Source organism: Sphingomonas parapaucimobilis NBRC 15100 (assembly GCF_000787715.1).
Taxonomy (GTDB): Bacteria; Pseudomonadota; Alphaproteobacteria; order Sphingomonadales; family Sphingomonadaceae; genus Sphingomonas; species Sphingomonas parapaucimobilis.
Map to the genome: position 1 here is coordinate 1 of NZ_BBPI01000039.1, position 18529 is coordinate 18529.

Consider the following 18529-nt stretch of genomic DNA (forward strand, 5'->3'; position numbering starts at 1 on the left):
ACCCACTTTGGCGGTCAACACAAAAAGTGCCATTTTTCTGCAAAATTTCAAAAATCCTTTAGTTTTGGCGGTTTAAGCCTTTCGTCATGGTCGCCCCCTCGCGGAACCTTTGGCAGCTTCGCGATTCCGGCCTAGGCAGACGTGTGTGTAGGGCTTTCCTAGTGACCGCGTACCAGGAACGAGTGATACGAGCATGACGTCGCCCCGCATCACCGTCGCCCTGAGCGTCTACAATAACGCCGGGTATCTGGCGCAGGCTCTGGACAGTATCCTTGCGCAGACCTTTGCCGATTTCGAGCTGGTGATCGTCGATGACGGCTCGACGGACGGCTCCACCGCCATCATCGACCGCTATGCGGCGACCGATCCGCGTATCCGGGTGATCCGCCAGGCCAACCAGGGACTGGTGGCCAGCCTGGACCACATCATCGCGGTGGCGTGTGGCCCCTATATCGCAAGGATGGATGGCGATGACGTCGCCCTGCCCGAGCGGTTCGCGCGGCAGGTCGGCTTTCTCGATGCGAACCCGGATCATGGCGTCATCGGTACACAGATCTGGACGATCGACACGCGGGGCCATCACCGCAGCGAACAGCCGGTCGACCACCCTTTGTCCGCCGACGTCATTGCCGCCGCCCTGCCGACCGCATCACCGCTTTGCCATCCCTCCGTGATGATGCGTCGTGACGTGCTGGAAGCCGCAGGCGGCTATCGCCCCGCCTATCGCCATTGCGAGGATTATGACCTGTGGCTTCGGCTGGCCGAGCGGACGCGGATCGCCAATCTGCCCGATCGGCTGCACCTCTATCGCTATTCGCCGTCGCAGGTCTCGCACCGGCATGTCCTGGCCCAGCGCTATGGCGTGGCGGTTGCGCGACTGGCCCGGGCGGCGCGCGCCGAGGGACGCCGCGACCCTTCCCATGACTGGACTGTCCTGCCCCCGATCGAGACGCTCGATACCGTCTTCGGGCGGCCGGACGTGGCGCGCGATGTCCGCGCCGAAGTGGTGCGCGGGCTCTTATACGCGCCCGACGTGATGGCGGGAGAAGGACTGACCTGGATCGCCGCGCATCTCGATGACGTGCGCCGGGCGGGTGGTGAACCCGTATCCGGGCTTTGGCGGGCCGTGGCGCGGTTGGCGCGTCACCATCAGCATCTGGGCGCGATCCGCCTCGCCGGTCTGCTGGCCCGGCATCGGATCCGGCGATGAGCGGTTCTTCGGTTCGCGGCGCGGCGCTCTGGTCGATCGGGGCGCAATATATCGCCTTTGCGATTCAGTTCGTGGTCAGCGTCGTCATATCGCGCTTCTTCCTCAGCCCGTCCGAGATGGGGCTTTATTCGATCGCCCTCTCCGCCGCGATGCTGGTATCCGCGCTGCAGGATTTCGGCATCCGCCGGTTCGTCGCGGGCGAGCGCGACCTGACCGAAGAGCAGTTGCGCACCTGTTTTTCGGTGTCGCTGATCTTCGCGCTGGGCATCGGCCTGATCATCTTCGCGCTCGCCTGGCCGGTGGCGCGATTCTACGACAATGTCCGCCTGACGCCTTTGCTCGTCATCATCGCCGGGTCCTATCTGATCGTGCCCTTCGGCATCGTGCCGGGGGCGATGCTCCAGCGGCGGATGGACTATTATTCCATCTTCCTGACCAGCGTCGGCGCGGCGGTGGTCAATGCGGTGTTTTCGCTGGTCCTGGCCTGGGCGGGCTATTCCGCCTTTGCGCTGGCCTGGGCCTCGGTCGCGCAACAGGCGGCGCGCGCGATCATCGGCCAGTGGCGATCCGGCATCCGCCCGCCCTTCCCGCCCAGCCTGAAGGGGATCGGCCCGATCCTGCGCTTCGGGTCGAACAGCTCGCTTCTCTATATCAGCGACGCGATCAGTTCGCGCAGCCCGGAACTGGTCATCGGCCGTATCCTGACCCTGACCGCGGTCGGCCTGTACAGCCGCGCCTCCAGCCTGGGCGCGCAGTTGCAGATGCTGGTCAGCGGCGCGGTGGACGGCGTCTTCTATCCGGCCTTCGCCCGCCTGCGCGACGCGGGGGCCGATCTGGCCGCCCCCTATCAGCGGGTGGTCGCGGCCTATAGCGGCGTGACCTGGCCCGCCATGACCTTCCTCGCCACCGCCGCGACGCCGATCGTGCTGATGCTCTACGGCCCGCGCTGGGCGGGCGTGGCGCCGCTGCTGAGCTGGATCGCGCTGGGGCAGTTGTTCTTCGCCGCCGTGCCGCTGCATTTCGAGCTGCCTATCCTGCTGGGGCATATCCGTCGGCTGATCGTCGCCAATGCGCTGGATACGATCGCGTCGATCGGGCTGCTGATCCTGGGCGCGACGGTCAGCCTGGAATGGGCGGCGATCTCGCGCATCGGGTACGGGATCGTATGGTTCATGCTCTACGCCACGCTGATGAAGCCGCTGACCGGCTTTGCATGGCGCGGGATGCTGACCGTCTATGCGCAGAGCCTGCTCGCCACGCTGGCGACGGTCGCGCCATTGCTCGCCGTCTATCGCTGGGTCGCGCGCCCCGAGGCGGTCGGGTTCACGCTGCTGAGCATGAGCGCGGCAGCGGGCGTGCTGGCCTGGCTGGCGGTCGTCTATGCGGTGCGCCACCCGGTTCGGCGCGAGATCGATGCGATCGTGGGCGGCGTCCGGGCCAGGCTGCCGGTCGAGCGGTTCCGCCGGGCGGGATAAGGCTGGCCCGGCTTGTCGAGCGCCCCCCCGTTGCGCATAGTCGGCCCATGTCCCCGCCCCCACCCGGACTCGACGATCCCGAACAGGCGGCCTTTGCCTGGGCGCGGTTCCGCATGCTGATGGCGTGGATGACCGTCGCGGCCGCCGTCGCGGTCGGTGGTTCGTTGATGGCGCTGGCCGAAGTCTATGGCCCGCTCAACGGGGTGACGATGCTGGGGGTGATCGGCGGGATCGGCGGCATGGTGATGCTGACCGGCGCACTGATGGGGCTGGTCTTCCTCAGCTCGGGCACCGGGCATGACGAGGATGTCGACCGGCGGCCATAAAAAACCGGCCCCCGCAGATGGTGCGGAGGCCGGTTCCTTATCGATCGAAAGCGTGGGGGGCGATCAGCCCGCCGCCGCCTCCGGCTCCACCGGAGCCGCCGCGCGGACGCGACGACGGCGGGGCTTTTCCTCGGGCGCGGCTTCCGCCTCGGGCGCGGCGCTCAGCGCCGGGGGCAGGCGATCGGCGTCGAAGCCGGTCTGCTCGCCCATGTCCTGCACCTCGGCGGGACGCTCGCGACGCGGACGGCCGCGACGGCGGGGCGCCTCCTCCTCGGCCTGTGGAGCCGAAGCGACCTCAGGGGCCATGGCGGGCGCGGTCACGACCGGCTGCGCATCCTCGGCCATGACGGGCTGTTCGGCGCGCATCGGGCGGCGATCCTCGCGCGGCTCACGGCGCGGGCGATCGTCGCGGTCGCGACGGGGACGCTCTTCGCGCTGCTGATTGTCGCGGGCATAGGTTTCGCGCTGTTGATTGTCGCGGGGCTGATTATCGCGCTGTTGGCGCTCACGACGCGGCTGTTCGGCCTCGCCCTGCTGCTCGCCGGGGCGGATGGGATCGCCCTCGTCGCCATAATCCTCGGCGTCGTTGTCGAAACCGTCGTCATACTGGTCGTCGCGCGATTCCTCGCGCTGGCGGCGCTGATTCTGCTCCTCGAAGCGCGAGCGGGTTTCGCTCAGCACCCGGAAATAGTGATCGGCGAACTGCCAGTAGTATTCGGTGTTGACCCGGTCGCCCTGGCGCTGTGCCTCGGTCGCCAGATTCTTGTACTTCTCGTACAGCTGGCTGGCGTTGCCACGCGCGCGGTTGTCGATGCGATTGCCATTGTCGGAACGGCCGGGATTGCCGCCCGGACGCTGCCCACCGTTATTGTTGCCGCCACGACCGCGACGGCGGCCGGCCTGCCGATTATTGATCAAGCTGTTCGTCCTTAGTCGTCAAACCAACAAGGTCCACTTTTTCCGACCCACTCTTCCCGACATCGCGCGCGGTTCGCGCGATGCGAAGCTGTCGCACCCGATTTCGGGCGCTGCCACGGCCGCCGGACAGCAGCGACTACATGACGAAGGGTATGGGCATCGGCCCGACATCCTGCGACCCCGAAAAACCGGTGAGAGTGCCAGATGTTCGCGTGCCCCTGTGCCCGCTCTAGCGGGTCGGACCTAGGTCCTTCAAGTGAAATATAGGGCATCACGCGCGATTGTTCAATGCGCCAGCAGGGCACGCGGTCGCCCGCCGAGATCGCGGTGCAGCGTCACCGCAAAGCCTTGATCCGCCAGCAAAGCCGTCACCGCCTCCGCCTGTTCATGCCCGATCTCGACCACCACCGCCCCGCCGGGGGCCAGCAGACGGCGCAATTCGGGGGCGAGCAGGCGGTAATCGTCCAGCCCGTCCGGCCCGGCGAACAGCGCGGTGCCGGGCTCGTAATCGCGCACCTCGGGTGAGAGCGGTTCGACCGTTCCGATATAGGGCGGGTTGGTGACGATGCAGTCGAACGGCCCCGACAGCGCCGCCGCCCAGTTGCCGCAGACAAACCGCGCCCGGTCGGCGAGGCCGCAGGCCGCGGCGTTGGCGACGGCATATTGCAGGGCTTGCGGGGAACGGTCGACGCCCAGCCCCTTCGTCCCGCGCCACTCGTCGAGCAGGGCGAGCAGCAACGTGCCCGGCCCGGTGCCCAGATCGAGCAGGGTCGCGGGGGGACGCCCCCTGAAGTGCCGGAGTGCGGCGTCGACCAGCGTTTCGCTATCGACGCGCGGCACCAGCGCGCCGGGGCCGACCATCAGGTCCAGCGTCCAGAAGCCGCGCGTACCGGTGATATAGGCGATCGGCTCCTGGCGCGCGCGCCGCTCGACCAGCGGCCAGAAGCTGTCGGGGACACGGCGGGTCAGGTCGAGCAGCAGGGCGTTGCGCTCGATCCCCAACGCGTGGGCGAGCAGCAGTTCCGCGTCGAGCCGCGCGGTCGGGGAGAAGGTGAAACGCTCTGCGGCCTGTGCGAGCGCGGTACGGGCGTCGGTCACGCCGCCGTCTTATCCCGGCGAATGCCGGAATTTGGAAGACATTGGTTCGCGCGGAGGCGCGGAGGCGCGGAGATGTCCGGCATGGGGCAACGCTTGGGCGTCACCAACCAGCGGAGATGGAAGGCCTGCGGCGCAGAGGGCTGCCCCCCTCCGCGTCTCCGCGTCTCCGCGCGAGCATCACCCATCGAGCGCCGCAAGCCGTTCGGCTTCATCCTCGGCCAGCAGCGCGCCGATCAGTTCGTCCAGCTCGCCCTCCAGGATCTCCGGCAGGCGGTGGAGGGTCAGGTTGATCCGGTGATCGGTCACGCGGCCCTGCGGAAAGTTGTACGTCCGAATCCGCTCCGAACGATCGCCCGAGCCGACCTGCGAACGCCGGGTCCCCGCACGCTCCGCCGCCAGCCGCTCGCGCTCGGCCTCGTACAGGCGGGTCCGCAGCACCTTCATCGCCTTGGCGCGGTTCTTGTGCTGCGAGCGTTCGTCCTGCTGGATCACCACCAGCCCGGTCGGGATATGGGTGATCCGGATCGCCGAGTCGGTGGTGTTGACGTGCTGCCCGCCCGCGCCCGACGAGCGATAGATATCGATGCGCAGATCCTTGTCGTCGATCTGGAGATCGACCTCCTCCGCTTCCGGCAGCACCGCGACGGTCGCCGCCGAGGTGTGGATACGGCCGCCCGATTCGGTGACGGGCACGCGCTGGACGCGGTGGACGCCGCTTTCGAACTTCAGCTTGGCGAACACGCCCGCCCCCGCGACCGAGGCGACGACTTCCTTGTAGCCGCCCGTGTCGGGCACCGAGGCGGAGATGACCTCGACCCGCCAGCCCTGCCGCTCGGCATAACGCTGGTACATGCGGAACAGGTCGCCCGCGAACAAAGCCGCCTCGTCGCCGCCAGTCCCGGCACGGATTTCCAGCATCGCCGCGCGCTCGTCGGCGGCGTCGCGCGGCAGCAACGCCAGCGCCAGATGCCGGTCCGCCGCCGCCAGCGCATTGCGGTTGGCGTGGAGTTCCTCCGCCGCCAGCTCGCGCAGCTCGTCGTCACCGTCCTGCGTCATGAACGCCAGGCTGTCGGCCTCCTGCCGCAGGCGACGCACTTCGGCGGCGGCATTCGCCACCGGCTCCAGCTCGGCATATTCCTTCGACACCGCGACGAAGCGGTCCGAGGGCAGCTCGCCGGTGGCCATCATCGCCTGGAGTTCGTCGCGTCGCGCCTCGATCTGCGCGATGCGTTCGGCGGAAATGGTTTTCATGCGGTGGTCAGACGCTGCGCCAATGGAGGAAGCCGCTCGCCATGGTCCTCCGCGATCTCGTCCTCGAACAACAGGTCCGACAGGCTCTGCGCCACCGTGTCGAGCGGGACCTTCGCCTGCTCGCCGGTCGTCAGCGCCTTCACCTGCACCTGGCCGTTCGCGAGTTCGTCATCGCCCAGAATCAGCGCATAGCTGGCGCCCTGATCGTTCGCCTTGGCCATGCGGCGCTTCATATTGCCGCGAAACGCCATGTCGGTGGCGATGTCCATACGACGCAGTTCGGCGACGAGGCCGGTCGCCCGCAACTCCGCCGCCGCGCCCATCGGCACGACGACCGCGTCGATTACGGGCTTCTCCGGCTCGTCGAGCAGCATCGCCAGCCGCTCGACCCCGGCCGCCCAGCCCACGCCCGCCGTGGCGGGACCGCCCAGCGACTCGATCAGCCCGTCATAGCGGCCACCCGCCAGCACCGTCCCCTGCGAGCCCAGCCGGTCGGTCACGAACTCGAACGCGGTGTGGCGATAATAATCGAGGCCGCGCACCAGCCGCGCATTGCGCGTCCAGGCGACGCCCGCCGCGTCCAGCCCCGCCGTCACCGCCTCGAAGAACGCACGCGCCTCGGGCGTCAGATAGGCGTCGATATCGGGCGCGGCATCGGCGATCGGCCGGTCGCGCGGGTCCTTGGAGTCGAGAATGCGCAGCGGATTTTTTTCCAGCCGCACCAGGCTGTCCTCCGACAGCTGATCGCGATGCGCCTCGAAATGCGCGACCAGCGCGTCGCGCCACGCGTCGCGCGTCGCCGCATCGCCCAGCGTGTTGAGCTGGAGCGTCACGCCCTCGGATATGCCCAGTTTGCGCAGCAGCTGGTCGGCCATCACCAGCAGCTCGACATCCGCCGCCGGTTCGGGCGCACCGAGGATTTCGGCGTCGATCTGGTGGAACTGGCGATAGCGGCCCTTTTGCGGGCGCTCATAGCGGAACACCGCGCCCGAGGTGACGAGCTTCAAGGGCGCATATTGCTGCCACCCCTCGGTCAGGTACGCGCGCGCAATCCCGGCGGTGAATTCGGGCCGCAGGGTCAGCAGGTCGCCGCCGCGATCGGGGAAGGTGTACATCTCCTTCGACACGACATCGGTCGTTTCGCCGATCGAGCGGGCAAAGACCTGTGTGTCCTCGAACACCGGCAGGTCGAGCCGCTGAAAGGCGTAGAGGCCATGGACATGCTCGAAGGTGGCGAGCACCTGCGCAAAGCGGCGCTGTTCGTCGCCGAAGATGTCCTGCGTGCCGCGCACGCGCTTGGGGGTTTCGATCCGTGCCATAGAGGTGGCGCTATCTAAGGTAGCGAAGGCGTGTGCGCTAGAGTGCGATCACGGGCCTTGCGACAGCCAGTCGGCCAGCGCCAGTTCGGTCGTGGGTCGGGTTCGGCGCACATGCTGTGCCGGATGATCGCCAGCGAGAGCAACGATCATCGCGCGGTCGCCACGCGCGACACTCTCAACGGCGTTGGTAAATCCGTTCAACAGCGCCATCATATAGTTTAAGCTCTACGGCTATCGATTGGGTGATCGAGGCGTGGCTGCCAGCTTGAAGCGAGTCCTTCTTCCCCTATCCTTGTCCGGCCTGTTGCCAACAGCCAAATGCGACAACGCTCACCCCTAGCCCCGCCTATCGACCATAGAGTTGAAAGCGATCAGCATTGCACGGTTTTAGCCCCTCCCCTGAAGGGGAGGGGTGAGCAGAGTTGATCGTTTTCGACTCTAGATCCATCGCCGTGGAAAGGCCGCTATATCTATGAGTTCGCCGGCGGCGCGACAGCTGGAGGATCGCCGATCGTAGGCACCCATACCCTGACGCTCGACCGATCGACATGCCGTTTCAATGCGGAAGGTTTCCAGACGGATGAGGATATCGTCTGCACGCCCCGTCCTTCCGGCAACACACTGGATGTTCGCTTCAAGAGCTATGGCAACGGCCAGATCAATGACAAATATGGCACCGCCGTCCATAATGTCGGCGACTTCCTTTTCACCTTGTCGAAGCAGGGATCGAAGCTGATCACGCACTGGACGGGATATCCGCTCCCGGATGACCGCCCCCATAGGCCCGGCTTATTCGGCTGATCGGGTGAGCCCTTTTCGGATGCGCGACTTCGCCTCGTGCCTGGCCTCTTCCGGTTGACCCACCCATAGCCAAGCCGCCCCCGGCGGGCGTACACTCCGCTGCATGACCACCACCCGCTGGCAGCGCCTGCAAACCCGTATCGGTGACCGGATCGCGCCGCCGCGCTTCCTGGCCTTTGCGGCGGTCCTGATCATTGCGAGTGCCCTGCTGTCGCCCGAGGTCGGGATGACACGGGGCATCCTGACCGGGTTCGATGGCGCGGCGCTTCTGTTCATCGGGTCGCTCGTGCCGTTGCTGCGACAGGGACAGGCGGCAAAGATGCGCCGCCGCGCCGCGCGCAACGACGCCAATCGTGCCGTCCTGCTCGTCTTTTGCGGCATCGTGATGTTCGTCGTGCTGGTCGCGGTGGGCGGCGAGTTGCGCGGGCGGAGCAGCGTGGTCACCATCGCGCTGGTCGTCGGCACGCTGATCCTCGCCTGGCTGTTCTCCAACATCGTCTATGCGCTGCATTATGCGCATCTGTTCTACAGCGCCGGGGAGAAGGGGGATGCGGGCGGGCTGCAATTCCCCGACACGGCCGAGCCGGATTATTGGGATTTCCTGTATTTCTCGGTGACGCTGGGCATGACCTTCCAGACGTCGGACGTGTCGATCGCCTCGCGCCGGATGCGACGGGTGGTGACGGGCCAGTGCCTGGCGGCGTTCATCTTCAATCTCGGGGTGATCGCCTTCACGGTCAACGTGCTGGGCGGCGGCAGCGGATAAGGGGCCGCCAAAAGGGTCTGGACGACTGGCCTATCGGGTGCCTAACCTGCCGCCATCTCCTCGTCGCCGCAAAAGGCCCTTCATGATCCGCCATTCGCTTCGTTCCGTGTTCGTCGCCTCGCTGCTCGCCTCCTCTGCGGCCGCCCCGCTCTTCGTGGCAAACGCCCAGGTCCCGCCGGGCAACTCCGCGCCCGCCGCCGCCGCCCCCTTCGTCAACACCATCCCCGACGCGGTCGACACCCCCTATCCGGGCACGATCAAGCTGGTCGTCGATGCGACGGATACCCAGCGCGGCATCTTTCGCGTGAAGGAGACGATCCCCGTCGCCAAGGCGGGGCCGATGGCGCTGCTGTTCCCCAAATGGCTACCCGGCGCGCACAATCCGCGCGGCGAGATCGAGAAGCTGGCAGGGCTGGTCATCAAGGCGAATGGCCGCATCCTGCCCTGGACGCGCGATACGGTCGACGTCTTCGCCTTCCATATCGACGTGCCCGCGGGTGCGAAACAGCTCGACCTGGAGTTCCAGTTCCTGTCGGCGACCAAGCCGGACCAGGGCCGCATCGCCGTCACCCCGACGATGATCTCGCTCCAGCCCAATTCGGTCAGCCTCTATCCGGCCGGTTACTATACTCGCCAGATCCCGATCCAGATGACCGCGATCTTCCCCACGGGCTGGACGGCGGCGGGTGCGGTCCCGGCCAAGGCGTCGGGCTCGACCTACACCTATGACACGACCAATTACGAAATCCTGGTCGATTCGCCGGTGCTGGCGGGCAAGTACGGCAAGGTCTTCCCGCTCAGCCCGCAGGTGAACCTCAACGTCTTTGCCGACAATGCCGCCGAGCTGAACGCCAAGCCCGAGCAGATCGCCGCGCACCAGCGGCTGGTCGACCAGGCGGTGAAGGCCTTCGGCGCGCAGCATTACGATCATTACGAGTTCCTGCTGTCGATCAGCGACCAGCTGGGCGGGATCGGCCTGGAGCATCACCGCTCGTCCGAAAATGGCGTGACGCCGGGCTATTTCACCGACTGGGATTCGGGGCCGGGCCGCCGCAACCTGTTGCCGCATGAGTTCACGCACAGCTGGGACGGTAAGTTCCGGCGCGGCGCGGACCTGTGGACCCCCGATTTCCGCACGCCGATGCGCAACTCGCTGCTCTGGGTCTATGAGGGGCAGACGCAGTTCTGGGGCTATGTGCTCCAGGCGCGGTCGGGCCTGGTGTCGAAGCAGGACACGCTGGACCAATACGCCTCGATCCTGGCAATCTACGACACCGCGCCCGCGCGGCAGTGGCGCGATCTGCTCGACACCACCAACGACCCCATCATCTCGTCGCGCAAGCCCAAGGGCTGGACCAGCTGGCAGCGGTCGGAGGATTATTACAACGAGGGCCTGATGGTCTGGATGGAGGTCGATGCGATGCTCCGCCAGAAGTCGAACGGCACCAAGTCGATCGACGACTTCGCCAAGGCGTTTTTCGGCATCCGCAACGGCGACTGGGGCGAAGTGACCTACACCTTCGAGGATGTCGCCAACACGCTGAACGGCATCGTGCCCTATGACTGGGCCGGGTTCCTGCGCCAGCGCATCACCGAGACGGGCAAGCCCGCGCCGATCGAGGGCTTTGCCATGAACGGCTACAAGCTGGTCTATACCGACACGCCGACCCCGACCTTCAAGCAGGGCGAGAAGGGCAGCACCAACGTCACCTATTCGATCGGCCTGTCGGTGTCGAACAGCGGCGAGGTGACCAGTTCAATTTGGGACAGTCCGGCGTTCAAGGCGGGCATCGATGTCGGCACGCAGATTCAGGCGGTGAACGGCGAAAGCTATACCGGCGATCGGCTGAAGGCCGCGATCCTGGCCGCCAAGGACCCGAAAAAGCCGGTCAAGTTGGTGATAAAGAACCAGGATGTCTTCCGCGAGGTAACGATCGATTATACCGGCGGCCCGCGTTACCCGCATCTGCAGAAGGTCGGCACCGGCGAGACCGGGCTGGATCGCCTGCTGACCGCACGCTGACGCCTGCCTGACGAAGGCTTCATCCTCGTCTATCGACATGCCATGGCGGGTTGCGCTATCGCGCCCGCCATTGTTTTTAAACCGGAACTCTTCCGGTCCATTGGCAAGAAAGACCGATTCGATGCGCATCGACCTCATTCCCGTCGGCAAGAGCCCGCCCGATGACCTCAATGTCGTGATCGAGGTGCCGACCGGTGGCGAGCCCGTGAAGTACGAGTTCGACAAGGCGTCCGGCGCGCTGTTCGTCGACCGCATCCTGCACACGCCGATGCGCTATCCGGCGAATTACGGCTTCGTGCCGCACACCCTGTCGCCCGATGGCGATCCGCTCGACGCGCTGGTCGTGTCGCGCTCGCCCTTCATCCCGGGCTGCGTCGTGCGTGCCCGCCCGATCGCCGTCCTGAACCTGGAAGACGAAGCCGGCGGCGACGAGAAGCTGGTCTGCGTGCCGGTCGACTCGACATTCCCTTATTATTCGAATGTCGGCGGCCGCGACGACCTGCCCGAGATCGTGTTCCAGCAGATCGAGCACTTCTTCACCCACTATAAGGATCTGGAGAAGAAGAAGTGGGTGCGCATCGGCACCTGGGGCGACCGCGACGAAGCGCGCCGCATCGTCACCGAGGCGATCGAGCGCTACGAGAACGCCAAGGCCAAGGGCGAAGAGCCGCACGACCACGACGTGCCCGGCCGCGAATAAGCCTTTACCGATTTCGGTTTAAGAAACGCCCCGGCGCCCAGCGCACCGGGGCGTTTTTTTGTGGCCTTTCCTGGCTGGAGGCTCCCCCTCTTCTTCTTCTCCCCTCCCGCAGGCGGGAGGGGTCGGGGGAGGGCAATCCCGGATCCAGAGGAGAAGCCGGTCCGTGGCCTTCAATTATGCTCAGGCTGAACGGAGCGGGGGGATGCGGCGTTGGCGTAGGGAAGAACAAGAATGGTTCGCGCGGAGGCGCGGAGGGCGCAGAGGTGTTGAACCCCGGGGCATGCCTCGCTCCTGCATCTCCGGCGGATTGTTGCGGGATGCGGCCAGCAGCGGGCGAGACACCTCTGCGTCCTCCGCGCCTCTGCGCGAACCCTATCTTGGTCTACCGCCCCGCGAGCCGCTCCAGCGCCGCCCCCGACACCCGCTGGACAGTCCAATCGTCCAGCGCCTGTGCCCCCATCGCCCGGTAGAATTCCACCGCGGGCGTGTTCCAGTCGAGCACCGACCATTCGAACCGCACCCAGCCACGATCCCGCGCGATTCCGGCCAGATGGATCAGCAACGCCTTGCCTACCCCGGCCCCTCGTGCGGCGGGCGTGACGTACAGGTCCTCCAGATACAGCCCCCGCCGCCCGGTCCAGGTCGAGAAATTGGCGAAGAACAGCGCAAAGCCGACCGCCTGCCCGTCCCGCTCGGCGATCACCGCCTCCGCCGCCGGAGGCACGCCGAACAGCGCTTCGGCCAGCATCGGCCCGGTGGCGACGACCGCGTCCGGCTCGCGTTCGAACGCCGCGAGTTCGCGGACGAAACCGAGGATCGTGGCGATATCGGCCGGTTCGGCCGGACGAAGGATGATGCTCATAAACCTGCCTCGCTCTGCGCTCCGGGTGCGACCGGCCGCCGGACGGCCACCACGCACCCGGCGATAATCAGGGCCGCGCCCGCCAGGGTGAAGACCGAGACATGCTCGCCGAACACCGCATAACCCAGGCACGCCGCCCAGACGAAGGCGGTATATTCGACCGGCGCCAGCACCTGCGCCTCGGCGCGCGCATAGGCCCATGCGAGCAGCAGCGCCGACAGGCTGCCGAGCAGCGCGGCGATCACGATGCTCGGCCATTGCTGCGCGGCGGGCCAGCCCGAGACGAAGGGCGCGGCGGGCGTCATCAACACCGCGATGACCAGCATGGTGAACAGCGCGACCTCGGTGGGACCCGCCACCTGCGCCTGACGCCGCAACAGCACCAGGCTGACCGCATAGAGGATCGAGGCGACGAGGATTGCCAGCGACCCCAGCACGACCTGGGTGGATGCCTGCGCCTGAACCTCGCCGCCCGCGATCACCAGCACGCCCGCGCCCGCGATCAACGACCCCAGGATCGCCGCGCGCCGCACCGTCTCGCCCAGCATGAAGGCGGCCAGGAACAGCGCGATCAGGGGCGAGAGAAAGGTCAGCGCGATGCTCTGCGCCATCGGCACCCGCGCCAGCCCCCAGAAGAACAGCAGCACCGACGCGCCCCCGGTCGCCCCGCGCGCGATATGCAGGCGCAGCGCCTCCCGCCCCGGCCAGCGCCCGCCCTGGATCAGGAACAGCGCCCCGGTGATCGCGACCCCGACCCAGGACCGCCACAACACCGCGCTATAGGCGCCGCTATCGATCGACAGCCGCTTCATCAGCGTGTCCATCACCGAATAGATCGCGATACCCAGCGCGGCGGCGCCAAAGGCGATGACGGGGGAGGTGCGCGCGCTCATGGCGCAAGCGATACCGGGGCAACGGGGGAAAGGCGAGACGGCAATCCTCCCCGCACGCGGGGAGGTGGCAGGGCGTAGCCCTGACGGAGGGGGGCTTCCCCATGGGATGTCGCCGGCGGCACGCCCCCCTCCACCATGCTACGCATGGTCCCCCTCTCCGTGCCGGGGAGGATTTTCCGGGATTAAACCCCATCCCGCATCCGTTGCCCCTTGGGAACAGGACACCAAGGGACAAAGGGAATGAAGACGCTAATCGTCGCGACGGGTCTGGCGATGCTGCTGGCCGCCCCCGCGGGCGCGCAGGTCACCGCCTCGGTCGGTGCGGACTATGCGTCGGGTAGATACGGCACCAGCCAGGAGGTGCGCAGCGCCAGTTCGACCTTCGGGCTGCGCGTCAAGCGCAAGCGGGTGACGGTCTTCGCCGCGCTGCCCGTGGTGCAGGTCGATGCGCCGGGCAATGTCGTCGCGCCGGGCGGGCCGTTGGGCCTGCCTCTGTTCATTGACCCGACCAAGCCCGCGACCCGCGTGAAGCGCAGCGGGCTGGGCGATGCGGTGGTCGGTGCATCGGTCCAGGTGATCCCGCCGCACCGCCATCACCTCGCCCTTGCGCTGACCGGCAACGCCAAGCTGCCCACCGCCTCCGCCGCGCGCGGGCTGGGAACGGGCAAGGCGGATTACTCGATCGTCGCGGAGGCGGCGGTGCCGGGCAAGGTCACGCCCTTCGCGGCGGTCGGCCACAGCTTTGTCGGGCAACCCGACGGCTATGCCTTGCGCGACGTTACCAGCGCACGGGGCGGCGTCGCTCTCGGGATCGGCAAGGCGAGCGAGGTCAGCGTGTCGTACAATTATGCCTCACGGGCCAGCGATCAGGTCGCCGACCGGCAGGAGATCGGCGCAGGTCTGGATACCGCTTTGTCGCAGCGACTGTCGCTAGGCGTGCAGGGCAGTGCCGGGGTCAGCAAGGGCGCCCCCGATGTCGGCGCAGGCGTGCGGCTGGGGCTGCGGTTGTAACGCTCCTCCCCGGTACGGGGAGGGGGACCGCCGCGAAGCGGTGGTGGAGGGGGCGTGCAACAAAGGGCGTCCTATGAGGCAGCCCCCCCTCCGTCAGGGCTACGCCCTGCCACCTCCCCGTACCGGGGAGGATTTAACCACGCACCAGCATCTGGCGCCACCGGGGCAGGATATGGTCGCGGAGCAGTGGTGCCAGCGTCATCGTTTCCGCCATGTCGCTATCGACCCACATCGCTTCCTCGATCTCTGCCGCCGGAACAGGCACATGCGTGCTGCGCAGGTGGAAGACGGTGGCGTCGATCCGATGCCCCGGCTCATTGGCCGCCTCCGCCGAAAAGCGGCCGATCAGCCTCAGGTCGTCCGCGCCCACACGCAGGCCGATTTCCTCGTCCAGTTCGCGGACCAGCGCGGCGGCGGGGTCTTCGCCCGGTTCGATCTTGCCGCCCGCCTGCATGAAGCAGGACGTGCCTGCCTTGCGCACCAGCAGCAACCGCCCCGCCCCGTCCTCGATCAGGGCGGCGGCGATGCGGAGGACGGGAGCCGTCACTCCGCCGCGATCGCGGCCTTGGCGGCGTCGGCGGCGTCCAGTTCGGCGGCCTTGGCCTCGACCAGCTTGACGATATGTTCGACCATGTCGGCATCCTCGACCGTGTGGTCAGTCAGGCCCGACAGATAGACCATATGCTTGCCGTTACCGCCGCCGGTCACGCCGATATCAGTCTCGCGCGCTTCGCCCGGACCGTTGACGACGCAGCCCAGCACCGACAGCGACATGGGCGTGCGGATATGCTGGAGCCGTTCCTCCAGCACCTGCACGGTGCGGATCACGTCGAAGCCCTGTCGTGCGCAGGACGGGCAGGACACGACACGCACGCCGCGATTGCGGATGCCCAGCGCCTTCAGGATTTCAAAACCGACGCGCACCTCTTCCTCGGGCTCGGCCGAGAGCGAGACGCGGATCGTGTCGCCGATCCCGAACCACAGGAGCGAGCCAATGCCGATCGAGGACTTGACCGTCCCGCCGATCAGCCCGCCCGCTTCGGTGATGCCCAGATGCAGCGGGCAATCGGTCGCCTCGGCCAGCCCTTGATAAGCGGCCACCGCCAGGAAGACGTCGGACGCCTTCACCGCGACCTTGTACTCGTGGAAGTCATGGTCCTGGAGCAGCTTGATATGGTCGAGCGCCGATTCGACCAGCGCCTCGGGGCACGGCTCGCCATATTTCTCGAGCAGGTCCTTTTCGAGGCTACCGGCATTCACGCCGATGCGGATGGCGCAGCCATTGGCCTTGGCCGCGCGGACGACTTCGGCGACGCGCTCGGACGATCCGATATTGCCCGGATTGATGCGCAGGCAGGCCGCGCCCGCGTCGGCGGCTTCCAGCGCGCGCTTATAGTGGAAATGAATGTCCGCGACGATCGGCACGCGCGCCGCCTTGGTGATCTTGGCCAGCGCGGCGGTCGAATCGGTGTCGGGGCAGGAGACGCGGATGATGTCCGCCCCCGCCTCTTCGCAACGCCGGATCTGGTCGAGCGTGGCGACCGGATCGCTGGTCGGCGTGTTGGTCATGGTCTGCACGGTGACGGGGGCGTCGCCGCCCACGGGCACGTTGCCCACCATGATCTGACGGCTTTGGCGGCGGGCGATATCACGCCAGGGACGAATGGACATGGACCCCTATATACGCGCAGCGAGTTGCGGTTCAAAGTCAGTGCTGTACCAGACCCGCAAATGACCGCTGCCGCCCCCATCCCCCGCCATTACGGCCTAGACTGGTTGCGGATCGGCGCCTTCGCCATCCTGATCCTCTATCATATCGGCATGGTCTTCGTACCCTGGGGCTTTCACGTACAGCTGGCGAGCCTGCCCTGGGTCGCGATCCCGATGCTGGCGAGCAATCCGTGGCGGCTGATGCTGCTGTTCGTCGTGTCGGGCTATGCCACGCGCGCGCTGGCGGTGCGGCATCCGACCATCCTCAGCTTCGCGCGGGGACGCAGCATCCGGCTGCTCGTGCCGCTGCTCTTCGGCGTCTGCGTGCTGGTGCCGCCGCAGATCTGGGCCGAGCTGGCGAGCAAATATGGCTATGCCGCGTCTTATTGGGTTTTCTGGGCGCGTGACTGGCTCAGCTTTCGCGCGATCGGCGGCGTGGTGCCGACGCCCGCCTGGAACCATCTGTGGTTCGTCGGCTATCTGTGGGTCTATACCATGGCGATCGCGCTGATGCTGGCGGTCGGGCACCGCTGGGCCGGGGCGGCGCAGCGCGTGTTCGACCGGGTGTTGGGCAGCTGGGGCGGCGCGGTGCTACCCGTGGTCGGGCTGCTGCTGATCGATATCCGCTTCTTTCCCGGCCAGTCGGAGACCCATGCGCTGCTCGGCGACTGGCTCGCCCATGCGATCTATTTCCCGGCGCTGCTGTTCGGCTTCGGCATGGCCGGGTCGGAGCGGGTGCTGGACAGCTTCCGGCGCGGCTGGGCGGTTGCGGGCGTCATCGCGCTGGCCAGCTATGCGGTCGCGGCCGGGCTGGAATGGCGCTGGCCGGGACTGATGGGCGCGCCCAAGGGGTTCGGCATCCTGTTCGCGGGCGCACGGGCAGTGCAGGGCTGGATGGCGGTCGTCGCGCTGATCGGCATCGCCGAGCGATTCTGGAACCGCGACCACCCCTGGCGGCGGACACTGACCGAGGCGGTGTTCCCCTTCTACCTGATCCACCAGACGATCATCATTCTGGTCGCCTTTGCCTTGCGCGGGCTGGGCTGGCCGCTCTGGCTCGATGCCGTGATCCTGATCGCGGCGACGGTGGCGGGATGCTGGGTCTTTTACCGGATAGGCCGCGAGGTGAAGTGGCTGCGCCCCCTGATCGGCCTGAGGCCCCGGGGGATGGCAGCAAGCCTGCGATCTGATAGGGGCGCGGGCGATTTCCCTGACAATTTCGGAGTTTCGCCCATGTCCCCATCCTGGTCGCTGGTCATTCATGGCGGCGCGGGCCGGATCACCCGTGATGTCCTGACGCCCGAGCAGGATGCGGGCGCGCGCGCCGGGCTGGACGCCGCGCTCAAGGCCGGGTCGGCGGTGCTGGCCGAGGGCGGCAGCGCGCTGGACGCGGTCGAGGCGGCGGTGCGCGTGCTGGAGGACGATCCGCACTTCAACGCCGGGCGAGGGGCCTGCTTCACGCGCGAAGGCACCAACGAACTCGACGCCGCGATCATGGACGGGCGCGACCGGCGCGCGGGTTCGGTCGCCGGGGTGACGCGCACCCGCAACCCGGTGTCGCTCGCCCGCAAGGTCATGGCGGCCAGCCCGCATGTCCTGCTTGCCGGGCCGGGCGCGGATCGCTTCTCGGCGGAACAGGGGCTGGAGCAGGTCGACCCCGCCTGGTTCCACACCGACGAGCGGCGGCGGCAGCTCGACGAACTGCTCTCCCGCAACGCCGACGCCTTCGACAGCGACATGAAATATGGCACGGTCGGTGCGGTCGCCTGCGACTGCCACGGCCATGTCGCCGCCGCCACCTCGACCGGGGGCGTCACGGGCAAGCGCTGGGGGCGGATCGGCGATTCGCCGCTGATCGGTGCGGGCACCTATGCCGACGACCGGGCCTGCGCGGTGTCGTGCACCGGCTCGGGCGAGGTGTTCATCCGCGTGGGCGTCGGGCATGAGATCGCCGCGCGCCGCCGCTTCACCGGCGAGAGCATTCAGGCCGCCGCCGATACGGTGCTGGCCGAAGTTAAGGCGCTGGGCGGCACCGGCGGCACGATCGTCGCCGCGCCCGACGGCACCATCGCGTGGAGCATGACGACGGCGGGCATGTATCGCGGTCGGGCGACATCGGCAGGCGAACATCAGGTGGCGATCTACGCCGACGAGGGATAAAAGGCG

Annotated in this window: 18 protein-coding genes and 1 pseudogene; 10 read left to right on the forward strand and 9 right to left on the reverse strand. The window is 67.4% G+C overall.

Annotated features, from left to right (window positions below; translation table 11 throughout):
• Positions 1–193 precede the first annotated feature (193 nt).
• The 3 genes from SP5_RS07770 to SP5_RS07780 are packed head-to-tail and all read left to right on the forward strand — an operon-like array spanning position 194 to position 3011.
• Entirely contained in the window at positions 194–1210 is a 1017-nt protein-coding gene (locus SP5_RS07770) for a glycosyltransferase family 2 protein (RefSeq protein ID WP_042486550.1), read from the forward strand.
• On the forward strand, positions 1207–2685 hold the full coding sequence (locus tag SP5_RS07775; RefSeq protein ID WP_042486553.1) for an oligosaccharide flippase family protein: 1479 nt from the start codon (positions 1207–1209) through the stop codon (positions 2683–2685). Before SP5_RS07770 ends, SP5_RS07775 begins: the two co-directional genes overlap by 4 nt.
• Positions 2686–2732: 47 nt before the next feature.
• On the forward strand, positions 2733–3011 hold the full coding sequence (locus tag SP5_RS07780) for a hypothetical protein (RefSeq protein ID WP_042486556.1): 279 nt from the start codon (positions 2733–2735) through the stop codon (positions 3009–3011).
• Between the two features lie 63 nt (positions 3012–3074).
• On the opposite strand, the gene SP5_RS07785 is transcribed toward SP5_RS07780, so the two are convergent.
• From SP5_RS07785 to SP5_RS19070, 5 genes are all read right to left on the reverse strand, one after another.
• Positions 3075–3929, reverse strand: a complete 855-nt coding sequence (locus SP5_RS07785; RefSeq protein ID WP_042486559.1) for a DUF4167 domain-containing protein — start codon at positions 3927–3929, stop codon at positions 3075–3077.
• Between the two features lie 285 nt (positions 3930–4214).
• Complete coding sequence (gene prmC, locus SP5_RS07790; RefSeq protein WP_042486563.1) at positions 4215–5027, reverse strand: peptide chain release factor N(5)-glutamine methyltransferase; 813 nt, start codon at positions 5025–5027, stop codon at positions 4215–4217.
• Between the two features lie 177 nt (positions 5028–5204).
• Complete coding sequence (prfA, locus tag SP5_RS07795; RefSeq protein ID WP_042486566.1) at positions 5205–6278, reverse strand: peptide chain release factor 1; 1074 nt, start codon at positions 6276–6278, stop codon at positions 5205–5207.
• On the reverse strand, positions 6275–7597 hold the full coding sequence (gene hisS, locus SP5_RS07800; RefSeq protein ID WP_042486569.1) for a histidine--tRNA ligase: 1323 nt from the start codon (positions 7595–7597) through the stop codon (positions 6275–6277). The genes prfA and hisS overlap by 4 nt, the downstream gene beginning before the upstream one ends.
• 48 nt (positions 7598–7645) lie before the next feature.
• Entirely contained in the window at positions 7646–7810 is a 165-nt protein-coding gene (locus SP5_RS19070) for a hypothetical protein (RefSeq protein ID WP_157013635.1), read from the reverse strand.
• A gap of 297 nt (positions 7811–8107) precedes the next feature.
• Between SP5_RS19070 and SP5_RS19955 the strand changes: the two genes are divergently transcribed.
• The 4 genes from SP5_RS19955 (at position 8108) to ppa (ending at position 11887) form a co-directional block, all read left to right on the forward strand.
• On the forward strand, positions 8108–8398 hold the full coding sequence (locus SP5_RS19955) for a DUF5991 domain-containing protein (RefSeq protein ID WP_369386076.1): 291 nt from the start codon (positions 8108–8110) through the stop codon (positions 8396–8398).
• Positions 8399–8501: 103 nt separating this feature from the next.
• On the forward strand, positions 8502–9164 hold the full coding sequence (locus SP5_RS07805; RefSeq protein ID WP_042486572.1) for a DUF1345 domain-containing protein: 663 nt from the start codon (positions 8502–8504) through the stop codon (positions 9162–9164).
• 82 nt (positions 9165–9246) lie between these two features.
• A complete protein-coding gene (locus tag SP5_RS07810; protein ID WP_042486575.1) occupies positions 9247–11187 on the forward strand; it encodes a M61 family metallopeptidase in 1941 nt (646 codons plus the stop codon).
• A 121-nt stretch (positions 11188–11308) separates the two neighbouring features.
• Positions 11309–11887: an inorganic diphosphatase gene (ppa, locus tag SP5_RS07815; RefSeq protein ID WP_042486578.1), complete on the forward strand. Its 579-nt coding sequence runs from the start codon at positions 11309–11311 to the stop codon at positions 11885–11887.
• A gap of 382 nt (positions 11888–12269) precedes the next feature.
• Here ppa and SP5_RS07820 read toward each other — a convergent pair whose 3' ends face one another.
• Together SP5_RS07820 and SP5_RS07825 are read right to left on the reverse strand one after the other, a co-directional pair.
• Positions 12270–12749, reverse strand: a complete 480-nt coding sequence (locus tag SP5_RS07820; RefSeq protein ID WP_042486581.1) for a GNAT family N-acetyltransferase — start codon at positions 12747–12749, stop codon at positions 12270–12272.
• A complete protein-coding gene (locus SP5_RS07825; protein ID WP_042486584.1) occupies positions 12746–13642 on the reverse strand; it encodes a DMT family transporter in 897 nt (298 codons plus the stop codon). Before SP5_RS07825 ends, SP5_RS07820 begins: the two co-directional genes overlap by 4 nt.
• Before the next feature lie 240 nt (positions 13643–13882).
• Here SP5_RS07825 and SP5_RS07830 point away from each other — a divergent pair, with 240 nt between their 5' ends.
• Positions 13883–14653 (forward strand): transporter, encoded by a 771-nt coding sequence (locus tag SP5_RS07830; RefSeq protein ID WP_052811458.1) that lies wholly within the window; start codon positions 13883–13885, stop codon positions 14651–14653.
• Positions 14654–14786: 133 nt separating this feature from the next.
• On the opposite strand, the gene SP5_RS07835 is transcribed toward SP5_RS07830, so the two are convergent.
• Both SP5_RS07835 and ispG read right to left on the reverse strand, forming a co-directional pair.
• Positions 14787–15200, reverse strand: coding sequence for an NUDIX hydrolase (locus SP5_RS07835; protein WP_042486587.1), 414 nt, complete (start codon positions 15198–15200; stop codon positions 14787–14789).
• A complete protein-coding gene (ispG, locus tag SP5_RS07840) occupies positions 15197–16324 on the reverse strand; it encodes a flavodoxin-dependent (E)-4-hydroxy-3-methylbut-2-enyl-diphosphate synthase (protein WP_042486590.1) in 1128 nt (375 codons plus the stop codon). Before ispG ends, SP5_RS07835 begins: the two co-directional genes overlap by 4 nt.
• A 150-nt stretch (positions 16325–16474) precedes the next feature.
• Between ispG and SP5_RS19080 the strand changes: the two are divergent.
• Positions 16475–17416 (forward strand): annotated as a pseudogene (locus SP5_RS19080) (acyltransferase family protein); the annotation flags it as partial.
• A 180-nt stretch (positions 17417–17596) separates the two neighbouring features.
• Entirely contained in the window at positions 17597–18523 is a 927-nt protein-coding gene (locus SP5_RS19085; protein WP_042486626.1) for an isoaspartyl peptidase/L-asparaginase family protein, read from the forward strand.
• Positions 18524–18529 lie beyond the last annotated feature (6 nt).

Excerpts from the sequence above, each read along its gene's own strand:
- SP5_RS07830 (WP_052811458.1), top strand. The coding sequence starts at position 13,883 with ATGAAGACGCTAATCGTCGCGACGGGTCTGGCGATGCTGCTGGCCGCC.
- SP5_RS07805 (WP_042486572.1), top strand. The coding sequence starts at position 8,502 with ATGACCACCACCCGCTGGCAGCGCCTGCAAACCCGTATCGGTGACCGG.
- ppa (WP_042486578.1), top strand. The coding sequence starts at position 11,309 with ATGCGCATCGACCTCATTCCCGTCGGCAAGAGCCCGCCCGATGACCTC.
- SP5_RS19085 (WP_042486626.1), top strand. The coding sequence starts at position 17,597 with ATGTCCCCATCCTGGTCGCTGGTCATTCATGGCGGCGCGGGCCGGATC.
- ispG (WP_042486590.1), bottom strand. The coding sequence starts at position 16,324 with ATGTCCATTCGTCCCTGGCGTGATATCGCCCGCCGCCAAAGCCGTCAG.
- SP5_RS07780 (WP_042486556.1), top strand. The coding sequence starts at position 2,733 with ATGTCCCCGCCCCCACCCGGACTCGACGATCCCGAACAGGCGGCCTTT.
- SP5_RS07775 (WP_042486553.1), top strand. The coding sequence starts at position 1,207 with ATGAGCGGTTCTTCGGTTCGCGGCGCGGCGCTCTGGTCGATCGGGGCG.
- SP5_RS07770 (WP_042486550.1), top strand. The coding sequence starts at position 194 with ATGACGTCGCCCCGCATCACCGTCGCCCTGAGCGTCTACAATAACGCC.
- hisS (WP_042486569.1), bottom strand. The coding sequence starts at position 7,597 with ATGGCACGGATCGAAACCCCCAAGCGCGTGCGCGGCACGCAGGACATC.
- SP5_RS07820 (WP_042486581.1), bottom strand. The coding sequence starts at position 12,749 with ATGAGCATCATCCTTCGTCCGGCCGAACCGGCCGATATCGCCACGATC.
- SP5_RS07825 (WP_042486584.1), bottom strand. The coding sequence starts at position 13,642 with ATGAGCGCGCGCACCTCCCCCGTCATCGCCTTTGGCGCCGCCGCGCTG.
- SP5_RS07810 (WP_042486575.1), top strand. The coding sequence starts at position 9,247 with ATGATCCGCCATTCGCTTCGTTCCGTGTTCGTCGCCTCGCTGCTCGCC.
- SP5_RS19070 (WP_157013635.1), bottom strand. The coding sequence starts at position 7,810 with ATGATGGCGCTGTTGAACGGATTTACCAACGCCGTTGAGAGTGTCGCG.
- prfA (WP_042486566.1), bottom strand. The coding sequence starts at position 6,278 with ATGAAAACCATTTCCGCCGAACGCATCGCGCAGATCGAGGCGCGACGC.